Raw genomic sequence first — 12,883 nt, forward strand, 5'->3', positions numbered from 1 at the left:
ACTTTCTAAAATCGCCTGCAAGCCCCGCATACAGCGGGCTGGGGTATTTTGCACTTGCCCCCAAAGACTGTGGGCGCAGTTGTGGATAACCTGCGCGCACATGGCTGCAGGCCACGTTCTGTAAGGCTTTGTGACGTATGGTTAAAAACTGATCAGTTGTACATGAAGTTCTGTGCATAGCGGTTGCCGCAACCGCGTCGTACGGGCATTCTGCTGGCTGATTTTTTTCCGATGCCCGCAAGGAGAACACCATGTCCAACACGCTGTTTATTACTGGCGCAACCTCAGGTTTCGGCGAAGCCTGCGCCCGTCGTTTTGCCGAAGCCGGCTGGAAACTGGTGCTCACCGGTCGTCGTGCCGAGCGCTTGAATGCGCTGGTCGAAGAGCTTTCCAAGCAGACCGAAGTGCACGGCCTGGTGGTGGACGTGCGTGACCGCAAGGGCATGGAAGAGGCAATCGCCAACCTGCCGCCATCGTTCGCGAAGCTGCGCGGGCTGATCAACAACGCGGGCCTGGCCGTCGGTACCGACCCAGCACCCAAGTGCAGCCTCGACGATTGGGAAACCATGGTCGATACCAATATCAAGGGCCTGCTGACCACCACCAGCCTGCTGCTGCCGCGCCTGATCGCCCACGGTCGTGGCGCCGGGATCATCAACCTGGGCTCCATCGCCGGTAACTATCCGTACCCGGGCAGTCATGTGTATGGCGGTTCCAAGGCGTTCGTGAAGCAGTTCTCGCTGAACCTGCGCTGCGACCTGCAAGGCACCGGCGTACGGGTGACCAACATCGAGCCGGGCCTGTGTGAGAGCGAGTTCTCGCTGGTGCGCTTTGGCGGCGACCAGGCGCGTTATGACGCCACCTATGCCGGCGCCGAGCCGATCCAGCCGCAGGACATTGCCGATACGATCTTCTGGGTCATGAACACCCCGGCGCATGTGAACATCAACCGCCTGGAACTGATGCCGGTGAGTCAGACCTGGGCTGGGTTTGCCATTGAGCGCGGGGCCAAGTAAGGCTTCAGACCGCGCCGCGCCGATCGCAGGCAAGCCAGCTCCCACACCAAGGATGTAGGCGGTCAAAATGTGGGAGCGGGCTTGCCCGCGATGGCGGCAAATCGGTCAAAACAGGCCATAAGGTACACTCCCCTCCTGAGAACCCCACCGCACCCAGCGGTTTCAAGGTTTTGACGGGAGGAAATGTGAGTAACCGAGGTGAGCAGGCACTGCTCAAACAATCGACCATCCTGATGTTCGCAGTCGCGATCGCCGGGATTGTCACGGGTGTGATATCCGGCGCCCAATCCATTCTGTTCGACGGCTTTTTCTCGCTGATCGCCACCGCCATCAAGGTGTTGATGCTGATCACGGCCAAGCTGATCGCCAAGAAAAGCAACGAACGCTTCCAGTTCGGCTACTGGCACTTGGAGCCCATGGTGCTGTTGATCGAAGGCAGCTTCCTGTTGCTGATCGCCATCTATGCGTTCCTCAACGGCGTGTTCGGCATTATCAATGGTGGGCGCGAGATCGAGTTGGGGCTGGTGATCATTTATGCGGCGGTGTTTACCGTCGTCGAATTTGCCTACTTCTTCTACGTGCGTTATCGCAATCGCACGCTCAAGTCCTCGCTGATCCAGTTCGACAACATCAGCTGGCTGGTGGACGCCATGCTCTCGGTCGGCTTGCTGATCAGCTTTCTCTCCGCGCTGTTGCTCAAGTCCCAGGGCTATGGCGAGTGGGCGGTGTACGTCGACCCGTTGATCCTGATCCTGCTGGCCCTGAGCATGCTGGCGCCGGCGTTCAAGATCCTGCGCCCGGCGTTGCGCGAGGTGCTGGGGATTGCCCCGGACCAGTTGGACGACAAGGTGCGCGAAGTGATGGACGCGGCCCAGGCCAAACATGGTTTCGACGACTACGTGTCCTACGTGCAAAAACACGGGCGGGCGCGGTTTATCGAGATTCATGTGGTGTTGCCGGCGGATTACCCGGTGGATAACGTCGCGACCCTCGACGGGCTGCGCGAAGAGATATCCACAGGGCTGGGCAAAGCGGATGCGGCGCGGTGGTTGACCATCAGTTTTACAGGGGATCGCAAGTGGATTGCGTGAGGTCTGTTAAGCCGAGGTGAGGCTATCGCAGGCAAGCCAGCTCCCACATTTGAATGTATTCACAAATCAAACTGTGGGAGCTGGCTTGCCTGCGATAGGGCCCTGAACGTCAGCCCAAATGCTGGATCAGCCCCTGATAGCAAGTCGCCAAGTGATAAGGCGTAGTCGACGGCATATCCCACCGACTCACCACACCCTGGGCATCCAGGCATTCATTCCAGCCTTTGCCATGCAAAAAATGCTGTTGCAGCGCCAGCAACTGACGCTGCAACACCGCCTCGCTGCCCGGCCGCAAGGTCAGCGCCCGCAGGTATTCCGCCTGGGCCCAGATGCGCTGGGTGCCATCGCGCACGCTGCCATCCAGCGCCAACATGCCGCTGACCGCACCGCTCGACTTATCCACACCCTTTTGCTCGGCGTAGGCAAAGGCCCGCGTCAACGAAGCGTGCAACGGCGTGCCGCGTAGGACGTCGGAAGATTCCAGCAAAAAGAACCATTCGAACTGGTGCCCCGGCTCAAACCAGTTATCCACAGCGCCCAGCGGTTTTTCCATCATCACGCCGTGCTGGCGGTCGATGAAGCGCTGCTGCATGGCCGTCGCCAAGCCCAGCAGTGCCGTTTGTACGTCGGCGTCTTCACGCACGGCGAGGGTGGCCAGGAAGCCTTCGGCCAGGTGCATCAGCGGGTTTTGCAGCGGGCCGGACTTGAGGGGCGACCAGTTGCGTTCCAGCACGGCTTCATACAGGCCGTCGCCTGTGGCAAAACGCTCGGCGACCACTGCCAGGGCGGCGTTGAGTACCGACTCCACCAACGGCTCGCGCACCTTGGCCCAGTAGTGGGCGCAGGCGAAAATGATGAAGGCGTGGGTGTAGAGATCCTTGCGCTTGTCCAGCGCCTGGCCGGCCGGGTCGATGCTGTAGAACCAGCCGCCGTGCTCGGCATCGTGGAAGTGCCGTTGCAGGGAACGGAACAACGCCGCTGCGCGCTCTTCGGCAAACGCCGCGCCGGGTTCGCCGATCAGGCTGGCGAACAGGTACAACTGTCGGGCACAGGCCATGGCGCGGTAGCGTTGCGGGGGCAGCGGGTGGTGATTGGCGTCCAGCGCCTCATAGGGCAACGCCAGCTCGGCATTCCAGCCAGGGCCCTGCCAGAGCGGCACGATCAGGGTGTGGAAGTGCGTGAGCACGGCGTTCAGGGTGGAGCTTGGAGCGGTGGGCATTGGCTGGCGTCGTCACGGCAGGGGTGTAGGCGCGCATGGTAGCAGGCTTGGGTTCTGTGGTGTCTGTGGGACCGCTATCGCAGGCAAGCCAGCTCCCACATTTGATTGGGTTCGCAGATCAAAATGTGGGAGCTGGCTTGCCTGCGATGAGGCCCGCACACATGCAACAAAGCTCAGCCCGCGAGCAACCAAACCCCAGTCGCCGCCGAAGCTGCCCCGGCAATCCGCACCAACGGCGCCGCCGCCGCTGGCAGGAAACGCACCACCGCATAACCGGCCGCGTGCAACACCGCCGTCGCGCCGACAAAACCGGCCGCATACGCCCACGGACTGGACATGTCCGGCAGCTCCAGCCCATGGGCCACACCGTGGAACAACGCGAACAACGCCGTCGCACCGACCGCCACGAACAACGGCGGCCGCACCGCCAGCGCCACCGCCAGGCCCAGCGCCAGCACTGACGCGGCAATCCCGCTTTCCATCGCGGGCAATTGCATCCCTTCAAAGCCCAGCACGCCACCGATCAACATGGTGCCGACAAACGTACACGGCAACGCCCAGCGCGCCGCGCCTTTCTGTTGTGCGGCCCACAGGCCGACCGCCAGCATCGCCAGCAAATGGTCGATACCGCCCAGCGGGTGGCTGATCCCGGCGATCAAGCCGTTATCGCCATGGCCCGGGTGGGCAAACGCGAGGGCCGGGGCCAGCAGCAACGCGGCGGCGGTGAAGAGTTTCTTGAGGCTCATGGACAGGTTCCTTATGGGTTGATCAGGCGGCGTTCAGCAGGCCTTGGCGTTCGATAAAGGCGACGATTTCTTCCAGGCCTACCCCGGTTTTCTGGTTGCTGAACACAAAGGGCTTGCCGTTGCGCATGCGCGTGGTGTCGCTGTTCATCAATTCCAGCGAAGCGCCGACCAGCGGCGCCAGGTCGATCTTGTTGATCACCAGCAAGTCGGATTTGCAGATGCCCGGCCCGCCCTTGCGTGGCAGCTTGTCGCCGGCGGACACATCGATCACATAGATGGTCAGGTCCGACAGCTCCGGGCTGAACGTCGCCGAGAGGTTGTCGCCACCGGACTCCACCAGGATCAGGTCCAGGCCGGGGAAGCGACGGTTGAGCTGGTCCACCGCTTCAAGGTTGATCGACGCGTCTTCGCGGATCGCCGTGTGCGGGCAGCCGCCGGTTTCCACGCCGATGATGCGTTCGGGCGCCAGCGCCTGGTTGCGCACCAGGAAGTCGGCGTCTTCGCGGGTGTAGATATCGTTGGTGACCACGGCCAGGTTGTAGCGGTCGCGCAGGGCGAGGCACAGGGCCAGGGTCAGGGCGGTCTTGCCGGAGCCCACTGGGCCGCCGATGCCGACGCGCAAAGGTTGTGTATTCATGGGGTGGTTCTCCTAGGAACGGAACAGGCGGCTGTACTGGCGCTCATGGGCCATGCACGCCAGGGACAGGCCGAACGCGGCGCTGCCGAAATGGTTGGGGTCGATCCGCGCGGCGTCCTGCTGGGCTTGTTGCAGCAACGGCAGCAGCTCGCTGGTCAGGCGCTGGGCGGCTTGCTGGCCCAGGGGCAGGGTTTTCATCAGCACGGCCAACTGGTTTTCCAGCCAGCTCCACAGCCAGGCGGCAAGGGCGTCGGCGGGGTTGATGGTCCAGGCACGGGCGGCCAGGGCCCAGCCCAGGGCAAGGTGAGGTTCGCCGCGTTGTTCAAGAAAGCTGCGCGCAGCGTCGTCCAGTTCAGGCAAACCATTGAGCAACTGTTGCAGGGAGTAGCCCATCTGCCGGCTCTCTTGGTACAGCTCGCGGGTCTCACGGCTGGCGCGGTGCTCTTCACACAGCTTGGCCAGCTGCGGCCAATCCTGTTCAGCGGCGGCGCGGCAATGGGCGAGCAGCAGCGGTGCTTCAAAGCGCGCGAGGTTGAGCAACAACTGATCGCTGATCCAGCGGCGGGCACTGGTGGCATCACTGACGCGGCCGTTCTCCACGGCCATTTCCAGGCCCTGGGAATAGCTGTAGCCGCCAATCGGCAATTGCGGACTGGCCAGACGCAACAGCGCCCAGGCTGGGTTCATAGACGCACGCCGAACTGGTGCAGCTTGGGCGGGTAATTGAAGTCTTCGTCGCCATGGCGCGAATGGTGATGGCCACCGCCATAGGCGCCGTGTTCCGGCTGGAACGGCGCTTCGAGGGTTTCGGTGGTGGCGCCCAGTTGATCGAGCATGGCCTTGAGCACGTAGTCATCGAGCAGGCGCAGCCAGCCATCCCCTACTTGCAGGGCGACGTGGCGATTGCCCAGGTGATAGGCGGCACGGGTCAATTCAAAGGCGCTAGGGCAGGTGACGTGCAGCAGTTGTTCAGGGCGTGCGCAGACGCGTACGACGCGTCCGTCTTCGGCCTGTAGGAATTCGCCATCGTGCAGCGGTGGCTGGCCACGTTCCAGGAACAGGCCGACATCTTCACCGTCGGCACTGAAACAGCGCAGGCGGCTTTTGCTGCGGGCTTCGAAATTCAGCAGCAGCTCGGCAGCCCAGAGGGCTTGGGGGGCGATTCGGCGGTGGATCACCAGCATCAGAAGGTTTCCAGCAATGAGCGATGCAGGTGCTAGAGCAAGGGCCTTGCCAATCTCTGCGCAGAGTAGGAATAGCCCGTAGGTAGGCGCTATGACGCCACCAAATGGGGCGTAGGAAAAATTTCTTGCCGCTTCAGAATGGTGCTCGACGGGGTTGTGTGCACATGGTTGGGGCGTTTTTAGGATTTATCCTACGCGGCTTGGAGATTCGCCGTTCATGGCGCTTCGTGATGAGAATTTAGGATTCGCGCCGTGTTTAATTTGCCGCGACGCTTATCATGCTCAAGTCATTTTTTTGTCTAGTCATCATCGGGCTGTCTTTCTCCATCTCCTCGGCTTCGGCCAATTTGCAGCCCCATCCCACCTTCGCCCCGACGGCCATCAACGGAGTGGTAGACCGCGCCCATGAACTGCTGGGCACGCCTTACAAATTCGGGGGCACCTCGGTGCAGCAAGGGTTCGATTGCAGCAGCTTTCTGGTCTACCTGTTCAAGACCGAGGCGAATATCCAGATTCCACGCACCACGGCGGCGATGCACCGTTCAAGTGCCGCCACCATCGCGCGCAATGCGCTGAAGCCGGGTGACGCCGTGTTCTTCAAGGGCAATGGGCGGGGGCAGGTCAGTCATGTGGGGCTGTACATCGGCGAAGGCAAATTCATCCATTCGCCGCGCACCGGCAAAAGCATCCGTATCGATTCGCTGAGCAACAGCTACTGGAACAAGCACTACACCACGGCCAAGCGCTTTCACTCGGCGGGCTGACCGGCTTACTCAGTGCTGCCCAGCCCCTGCCAATGCTTGAGGCCGATAAAGATAAAGCGCAGTTGCTGGGTGATTTTCGCCTGAGGCGTGAGGTGCGCAGGCAGGGCCTGGGCGGGCGGGTCGATGATGTCGGGCAGGGTGGCGAACACACTTTTGACGATCAGGTCGGCCATCACATGCAAACCTTCGCCGTCCAAGTGTTGCAGCTTGGGCATCAGTGTGAGGTCGGCCGCGAGGTCACGGGTGATGTCTTCGCGCAAGGCGCCGATGGCCTGGCGTACGGCCAGGCAGCCGCCGTATTGCTCACGGGCGAGGAACAGGAACTGCGAACGGTTGGCCGACACCACATCGAGAAAGATGCGCACGGACGCGTCGATAATGCCGCCCATCACGAATTCGTTGTGGCGCACCAGGCGAATGGTGGCGCGGAAGGTCTGGCCGACCTCGCTGACCAGCACCAGCCCAAGCTGATCCATGTCGGCAAAGTGGCGATAGAAACCGGTGGGCACGATGCCGGCCGTCTTGGCCACTTCGCGCAGGCTCAGGCTGCCAAACCCACGGCCACACTCCATCAGATGGCGGGCTGCGTCCATCAGGGCGAGGCGGGTCTGTTGCTTCTGTTCGGCGCGGGGCAGCATGGTGGGCGGGCTTTGTCGGCAAGTTCAGCGACGCACTCTAGCAAAACCGCTTCATCGGCGTCGAACTTGCGCGGGGTGGGGCGTGACGCGGTCTACAGCAAAGCAAAAGCCCGATCGACGGATCGGGCTTTTTTATGGGCCACCACAGGCTTAGCTCTGGGCTTCGTGCAGTTCTTTCAGGCGATCAGCGCCGCCTTCAGCAACACCTTCGGTGTACGCGCGTTTGTTGGCTTGTTCAGCGCCACCTTCGACCAGGCCTTTCTGTTCCAGGCGATCACGGCCACCTTCAGCAACACCTTCGGTGTAAGCGCGTTTGTTGGCTTGCTCGGCGCCACCTTCAACCAGGCCTTTCTCTTCCAGGCGGTTGCGGCCGTTTTCAGCGACAGCGCCTTTGGCGTAGTCGCGGTTTTCTTCTTCTTGCGAACCGCTGCGGGCCAGGGTCTGGCTGGACTGCACGGCTTGAGCCTTGTTCTGTGGGGTCGCTTGTTCGGCGGCTGGCAGGGCAAAAGCGCTGGAAGCCAGGACGGACAGCAGGACGGTAGCGAGTACTTGGCGTTTCATGATGGGTTGCTCCTTGGGAGGGCGATAAAGTGGGTACAGGGCTAATGCTACTCTCGATAAGTCGATATAAAAGTTCATAAACACAATGGTAATAATCAACAGAATTGATTGTTCTCGGCGGAGGCTCTAACTCGCACCTCTCAAGCCCGCGGTTTTGCACCGGGGTGGGTATTTTCGACACGCGCGCGGGTAACAATGGTGCGTCGTCGTAGGGGGAATCTGTCGAGGTGGTCAGAAAAACGGGTTTTTCCCGGCAAATGCGCGATTGGGTTAAACCCCCGCGCGGATTGCCAGTCGTAGTCCTATAAGCTGTCTTAAAAGGCTGTCACTCAGCCGGTCGTATTCAGGAGTCCTGTGCAATGACGCGCACGCGCAAAATCGTCGCTTGGAGCTGTGCCAGCTTCGTTCTATTAATCGCCGTGGTGGTGTTGGTGTTGGCGTTCTTCGACTGGAATCGCATCAAGCCGCAGATCAATGCCAAGGTCTCCGAAGAGTTGCATCGCCCGTTTGCCATCAACGGCAACCTGGCGGTGGTGTGGGCGCGTGAACCCGATGAAGGCGGTTGGCGTGCCTGGGTGCCATGGCCCCATGTGATTGCCGAGGACCTGAGCCTGGGCAACCCCGACTGGTCGAAAAAACCGCAGATGGTCACCCTGAAAAAGGTCGAGCTGCGCATCTCGCCCCTGGCCTTGCTGGTACAGCGCGTGGTGATCCCGCGTATCGACTTGACGGAACCGAGCGCCGAATTGCAGCGCCTCGCCGACGGCCGCGCCAACTGGACCTTCAAGTTCGACCCCAAGGACCCGAACGCCGAACCGTCCAACTGGGTGGTCGACATCGGTGCCATCGGCTTCGACAAAGGCCATGTGACCCTCGACGACCAAACCCTCAAGACCCAGCTCGATGTGATCATCGACCCCCTGGGCAAACCGATCCCGTTCGGCGAAATCGTCGGCGACGCGGATGCCAAGAAAGCCCTGGAAAAAGGCGCGGCGCCGCAAGACTATGCCTTCGCCCTCAAGGTCAAAGGCCAGTACCACGGACAGAAACTCGACGGCAGCGGCAAGATCGGCGGCCTGCTCGCCCTGCAGGACGCGGCCAGGCCGTTCCCGCTGCAAGCCCAGGTCAAGATCGCCGATACCAGTATCGCTCTCGCCGGCACCCTGACCGACCCGCTCAACCTCGGCGCCCTCGACCTGCGCCTGAAACTCGCCGGCTCAAGCCTCGGCAACCTGTACCCACTGACCGGCGTGACCCTGCCGGACTCGCCGGCCTATGCCACCGACGGCCACCTGATCGCCAAGCTGCACGAAGCCAGCGGCGCGTCATTCACCTATGAAAACTTCAACGGCAAGATCGGCAACAGCGATATCCATGGCAACCTCGCCTATGTCGCCAGCCAGCCACGGCCCAAGCTCAGCGGCGCGCTGGTGTCCAACCAACTGCTGATGACCGACCTCGCGCCCTTGATCGGCGCCGACTCCAACGCCAAGCAAAAGGCCCGTGGCGGTGAAAGCAAACAACCGGCGACCAAGGTGCTGCCGGTGGAAGAGTTCCGCACCGAACGCTGGCGCGACATGGACGCCGACGTGGAATTCACCGGCAAACGCATCGTGCACAGCGCCGAACTGCCCTTCACCGACCTCTACACCCACCTGGTGCTCAACGACGGCCAATTGAGCCTCGAACCCCTGCGCTTCGGCGTGGCGGGCGGCAAGCTCGACGCGCAGATCCGTCTGAACGGCCGCATCACGCCCATGGAAGGCCGCGCCAAACTCACCGCGCGCAACTTCAAGCTCAAGCAGCTGTTCCCGACCTTCGAACCGATGAAAACCAGCTTCGGCGAACTCAATGGCGACGCCGACATTGCCGGGCGCGGTAATTCCGTGGCGGCGCTGCTGGGCAGCTCCAATGGTGACCTGAAGATGCTGATCAACGACGGCGCCATCAGCCGTGGCCTGATGGAAATCGCCGGGCTCAACGTCGGCAACTACGTGGTGGGTCGCCTGTTTGGCGACAAGGAAGTGAAGATCAACTGCGCGGCCGCCGACTTCGGCATCAAGACCGGCCTGGCCACGACCCGCCTGTTTGTGTTCGATACCGAGAACGCCATCATCTACATCGACGGCACCGCGAACATGGCCACCGAGCAACTGGACCTGACCATCACCCCGGAATCGAAAGGCTTTCGCCTGTTCTCCCTGCGTTCACCGTTGTACGTCAATGGCCCGTTCATCAAGCCCAACGCCGGCGTGAAAGCGGTACCGCTGATGCTGCGTGGTGCGGGCATGGTCGCGCTGGGGGTGATCGTCGGCCCGGCAGCGGGCTTGCTGGCGTTGATCGCGCCGAGCGGCGACGTGCCGAACCAGTGCGCGCCGTTGTTGCAGCAGATGAAAGAAGGCAAAGCCCCGAAAACGGTGAAGGGTTAGACTCCAGCAGGAATGAACGTCTCCTGATTTGCGCAGGGGATACCAATCTGAAGGGCAGGATTACCTTTATAGGGGGTGCCGTCCTGATTGATTGAGTAGAAGACTTCATGCAGGTACTGCTTGCCGTTCAGGACGAAACAACGGAAGGAGGCATGGGTGGGAAATGCGTTCCTCAACTGGGCGAACGCCACGCTGCTGCCGATCCACTTATTGAACATGGGCTCGAGGTACATCACGGATTTGCGGAGTCTGACGATTTCATTGAAATAGTCACTTTCTGTTTGGCCTGAGCAGGTTCCGTGTTTTTTCCATTCATATCTGAACATCCCTTGCGGGGCTACAGTGACTAGCTGAGCGATGGCGGGGGTGTTGGCAATCTGTTCTAGCTTGTCGTCGCTGATATCGCAGGCAGTGGTTGATTGGCAGCTGGGGGCGGTGTTGCAAGAGGCGGGGTGACGGTTGGTTTTCTGCCCCATGCTGTCGTTGTAGGGCCATATGCCGTGTGTGAGAAACTTTTGTGGCGGTTTATCGCAGCCTGTCGTTTCGGGTTTCAACTTGCAGAAACTTGGCTGCCAGGTCACCGCGTAGACCCAGTATTTGAACCCCTCGCTGCTAGGGGTGATTTCTTCGTTGGCATCCAGGGCCTGGGCACCGTGGCTTATCAGCAGCGTGGCCAAGGCCGTTGCAACGAACCGGATACTCTTCATGAGCGGTTACCCCACATTCGTTCGGCCAACGGTATTGTTGGCGAATGCTGGGATCACTGATTACCCCCTTTGCGATGGGGAATCTACTGTCAACACTAACAGGTGGGAACGATCAAAAATGTGGGAGCTGGCTTGCCCGCGATAGCGGTGAGTCAGTCACTGAAGATGTCGACTGAAACACCGCTATCGCGGGCAAGCCAGCTCCCACATTGCTATGCGTTGTTGCTTAGAGGCCTTGCAGAATGTCCGCCATGTCGTCGGCGTGTTCTTCTTCCTGGGCCAGGATGTCTTCGAAGATCCGGCGTGTGGTCGGGTCTTTGTCGCCGATGTACTGGATGATCTCGCGATAGCTGTCCACCGCGATCCGCTCCGCCACCAGGTCTTCGTAGACCATTTCCTTCAAGTTCTTGCCGGCCACGTACTGCGCGTGGGAGTTCTTCGACAGCAGGTCGGGGTTGAACTCCGGCTCGCCGCCCAGCTGCACGATGCGCTCGGCGAGTTTGTCGGCGTGCTCGGCCTCTTGGGTGGCATGCTCCAGGAACTCGTCAGCCGCGACGGATGCCTTGAGGCCGCTGGCCATGAAGTAGTGACGCTTGTAGCGCAGCACGCACACCAGTTCAGTGGCCAGCGACTCGTTGAGCAAGCGGATGATTTCTGTGCGGTCGGCGTCATAGCCTTCGGTCACCGCGCCGTTTTCGACGTTCTTGCGGGCGCGGCTGCGCAGGGTGGCAACGTCGGTCAGTTGAGCTTCAGTCATCTCGATCTCCTGGGGCTAATCCGGTTTTGCGCCACGCTCTGCTGGCGTGATCGCTCAACGTTGTGAGTGTTGGCCTCCGTAAAAAGTTTTATTGGATTTATGTCACAACCTCGTCGTGGGGCTCGGCTAACCTCTCGTCATCCTTTCCTGATCAAGGACGTTCGCCCCATGCCGCAGTCGTTAGCCACGCGTTACCCCCTGGTGTTGGTGCCCGGCATGCTCGGGTTTGTGCGTTTGGTGTGGTTCCCGTACTGGTACGGCATCGTCCCGGCGTTGCGCGCGGGCGGGGCGCAGGTGTTTGCCGTGCAGGTCGCGCCGCTGGATGCCAGCGAGGTGCGCGGCGAGCAGTTGCTGGCGCAGATCCAGCAGATTCGTGAGGAGACCGGCGCCGACAAGGTCAACCTGATCGGCCACAGCCAGGGTTCGCTGACCGCACGTTATGCAGCGGCCAAGCGCCCGGAGTGGGTGGCGTCGGTGACGTCGGTGGCCGGACCCAATCATGGTTCGGAACTGGCGGACCATATCCACCTCCATTACCCCATCGACGGCGTGAAGGGGCGGCTCATGAGTGCGCTGTTCCATCTGGTCGCGTGGGTGATGGGCGTGCTGGAAACCGGCTATCGCGGACCGCGTTTCAAGGCGGACTTGCAGGCGTCCCACCATTCGCTGACCAGTGTCGGGGTGGCGCTGTTCAATCGCCAGTATCCCCAAGGCTTGCCCGACACCTGGGGCGGGCAGGGGGCCGCAGAGGTCAATGGCGTGCGTTACTACTCGTGGTCCGGCACCTTGCAGCCGGGCATCACCGACCGGGGTCGCAACCTGTTCGACGGCACAAACCGCAGCTGTCGCCTGTTCGCCCGCAGCTTTGTGCGCGAGAAGGGCCAGTGTGATGGCATGGTCGGGCGTTACAGCTCACACCTGGGGGTGGTGATTGGGGATGACTTTCCCCTGGATCACTTTGATATCGTCAACCAGTCCATGGGGCTGGTGGGGAAGGGGGCGGAGCCGATCCGGTTGTTTGTCGAGCATGCGCAGAGGCTGAAGGCCGCAGGGGTGTAGCAGGTAGACCGCGTTATCGTTCATCGCAGGCAAGCCAGCTCCCACAGGGGAATGCATTTCAACTGTGGGAGCTGG

General features: G+C 61.3%; 14 protein-coding genes. 5 read left to right on the forward strand and 9 right to left on the reverse strand.

Annotation, left to right across the window (positions count from 1 at the left end):
• The first annotated feature begins 251 nt into the window (after window positions 1-251).
• Window positions 252-1,016, forward strand: coding sequence for an SDR family oxidoreductase (locus PSH87_RS02885; RefSeq protein ID WP_017737489.1), 765 nt, complete (start codon window positions 252-254; stop codon window positions 1,014-1,016).
• A 185-nt stretch (window positions 1,017-1,201) separates the two neighbouring features.
• Window positions 1,202-2,107, forward strand: a complete 906-nt coding sequence (locus tag PSH87_RS02890) for a cation diffusion facilitator family transporter (protein WP_305432425.1) — start codon at window positions 1,202-1,204, stop codon at window positions 2,105-2,107.
• A gap of 109 nt (window positions 2,108-2,216) precedes the next feature.
• Here PSH87_RS02890 and PSH87_RS02895 read toward each other — a convergent pair whose 3' ends face one another.
• The 5 genes from PSH87_RS02895 to ureE form a co-directional block, all read right to left on the reverse strand.
• The gene (locus tag PSH87_RS02895; protein WP_017737491.1) at window positions 2,217-3,326 is read right to left on the reverse strand and encodes an AGE family epimerase/isomerase; all 1,110 of its coding nucleotides are present in this window, start codon (window positions 3,324-3,326) and stop codon (window positions 2,217-2,219) included.
• A 173-nt stretch (window positions 3,327-3,499) separates the two neighbouring features.
• Window positions 3,500-4,072: a HupE/UreJ family protein gene (locus PSH87_RS02900; RefSeq protein ID WP_017737492.1), complete on the reverse strand. Its 573-nt coding sequence runs from the start codon at window positions 4,070-4,072 to the stop codon at window positions 3,500-3,502.
• A gap of 22 nt (window positions 4,073-4,094) precedes the next feature.
• Window positions 4,095-4,709: an urease accessory protein UreG gene (gene ureG, locus PSH87_RS02905; protein WP_305432428.1), complete on the reverse strand. Its 615-nt coding sequence runs from the start codon at window positions 4,707-4,709 to the stop codon at window positions 4,095-4,097.
• A 12-nt stretch (window positions 4,710-4,721) separates the two neighbouring features.
• Window positions 4,722-5,396 carry an urease accessory protein UreF gene (locus tag PSH87_RS02910; protein WP_305432430.1) on the reverse strand — a complete coding sequence of 225 codons (675 nt, stop codon included), beginning with the start codon at window positions 5,394-5,396 and terminating at the stop codon, window positions 4,722-4,724.
• On the reverse strand, window positions 5,393-5,893 hold the full coding sequence (gene ureE, locus PSH87_RS02915) for an urease accessory protein UreE (RefSeq protein ID WP_017737495.1): 501 nt from the start codon (window positions 5,891-5,893) through the stop codon (window positions 5,393-5,395). Before ureE ends, PSH87_RS02910 begins: the two co-directional genes overlap by 4 nt.
• 278 nt (window positions 5,894-6,171) lie before the next feature.
• Between ureE and PSH87_RS02920 the strand changes: the two genes are divergently transcribed.
• Window positions 6,172-6,657, forward strand: coding sequence for a C40 family peptidase (locus PSH87_RS02920; protein ID WP_017737496.1), 486 nt, complete (start codon window positions 6,172-6,174; stop codon window positions 6,655-6,657).
• Window positions 6,658-6,662: 5 nt separating this feature from the next.
• Here PSH87_RS02920 and PSH87_RS02925 read toward each other — a convergent pair whose 3' ends face one another.
• On the reverse strand, window positions 6,663-7,295 hold the full coding sequence (locus tag PSH87_RS02925) for a TetR family transcriptional regulator (protein ID WP_017737497.1): 633 nt from the start codon (window positions 7,293-7,295) through the stop codon (window positions 6,663-6,665).
• A gap of 150 nt (window positions 7,296-7,445) precedes the next feature.
• The gene (locus tag PSH87_RS02930; protein ID WP_017737498.1) at window positions 7,446-7,856 is read right to left on the reverse strand and encodes a hypothetical protein; all 411 of its coding nucleotides are present in this window, start codon (window positions 7,854-7,856) and stop codon (window positions 7,446-7,448) included.
• A gap of 359 nt (window positions 7,857-8,215) precedes the next feature.
• Here PSH87_RS02930 and PSH87_RS02935 point away from each other — a divergent pair, with 359 nt between their 5' ends.
• Entirely contained in the window at window positions 8,216-10,285 is a 2,070-nt protein-coding gene (locus tag PSH87_RS02935; protein ID WP_305432432.1) for an AsmA family protein, read from the forward strand.
• On the opposite strand, the gene PSH87_RS02940 is transcribed toward PSH87_RS02935, so the two are convergent.
• Together PSH87_RS02940 and PSH87_RS02945 are read right to left on the reverse strand one after the other, a co-directional pair.
• On the reverse strand, window positions 10,282-10,992 hold the full coding sequence (locus PSH87_RS02940) for a hypothetical protein (RefSeq protein WP_017737500.1): 711 nt from the start codon (window positions 10,990-10,992) through the stop codon (window positions 10,282-10,284). The two genes, PSH87_RS02935 and PSH87_RS02940, sit on opposite strands and share 4 nt — an antisense overlap.
• Window positions 10,993-11,218: 226 nt before the next feature.
• Window positions 11,219-11,749: a bacterioferritin gene (locus PSH87_RS02945; RefSeq protein WP_305432436.1), complete on the reverse strand. Its 531-nt coding sequence runs from the start codon at window positions 11,747-11,749 to the stop codon at window positions 11,219-11,221.
• A 168-nt stretch (window positions 11,750-11,917) separates the two neighbouring features.
• Between PSH87_RS02945 and PSH87_RS02950 the strand changes: the two genes are divergently transcribed.
• Window positions 11,918-12,808 (forward strand): triacylglycerol lipase, encoded by an 891-nt coding sequence (locus PSH87_RS02950; RefSeq protein WP_305432438.1) that lies wholly within the window; start codon window positions 11,918-11,920, stop codon window positions 12,806-12,808.
• Window positions 12,809-12,883 lie beyond the last annotated feature (75 nt).

Origin of the sequence: Pseudomonas sp. FP453 (genome assembly GCF_030687495.1) — a bacterium.
In the GTDB taxonomy this organism is placed as follows: domain Bacteria; phylum Pseudomonadota; class Gammaproteobacteria; order Pseudomonadales; family Pseudomonadaceae; genus Aquipseudomonas.

Bases quoted from the DNA above. Each gene is read 5' to 3' on its own strand.
- PSH87_RS02900 (WP_017737492.1), bottom strand. From the start codon at position 4,072: ATGAGCCTCAAGAAACTCTTCACCGCCGCCGCGTTGCTGCTGGCCCCG.
- ureE (WP_017737495.1), bottom strand. From the start codon at position 5,893: ATGCTGGTGATCCACCGCCGAATCGCCCCCCAAGCCCTCTGGGCTGCC.
- PSH87_RS02920 (WP_017737496.1), top strand. From the start codon at position 6,172: ATGCTCAAGTCATTTTTTTGTCTAGTCATCATCGGGCTGTCTTTCTCC.
- PSH87_RS02950 (WP_305432438.1), top strand. From the start codon at position 11,918: ATGCCGCAGTCGTTAGCCACGCGTTACCCCCTGGTGTTGGTGCCCGGC.
- PSH87_RS02910 (WP_305432430.1), bottom strand. From the start codon at position 5,396: ATGAACCCAGCCTGGGCGCTGTTGCGTCTGGCCAGTCCGCAATTGCCG.
- PSH87_RS02935 (WP_305432432.1), top strand. From the start codon at position 8,216: ATGACGCGCACGCGCAAAATCGTCGCTTGGAGCTGTGCCAGCTTCGTT.
- PSH87_RS02895 (WP_017737491.1), bottom strand. From the start codon at position 3,326: ATGCCCACCGCTCCAAGCTCCACCCTGAACGCCGTGCTCACGCACTTC.
- PSH87_RS02945 (WP_305432436.1), bottom strand. From the start codon at position 11,749: ATGACTGAAGCTCAACTGACCGACGTTGCCACCCTGCGCAGCCGCGCC.
- PSH87_RS02940 (WP_017737500.1), bottom strand. From the start codon at position 10,992: ATGAAGAGTATCCGGTTCGTTGCAACGGCCTTGGCCACGCTGCTGATA.
- PSH87_RS02930 (WP_017737498.1), bottom strand. From the start codon at position 7,856: ATGAAACGCCAAGTACTCGCTACCGTCCTGCTGTCCGTCCTGGCTTCC.
- ureG (WP_305432428.1), bottom strand. From the start codon at position 4,709: ATGAATACACAACCTTTGCGCGTCGGCATCGGCGGCCCAGTGGGCTCC.
- PSH87_RS02885 (WP_017737489.1), top strand. From the start codon at position 252: ATGTCCAACACGCTGTTTATTACTGGCGCAACCTCAGGTTTCGGCGAA.
- PSH87_RS02925 (WP_017737497.1), bottom strand. From the start codon at position 7,295: ATGCTGCCCCGCGCCGAACAGAAGCAACAGACCCGCCTCGCCCTGATG.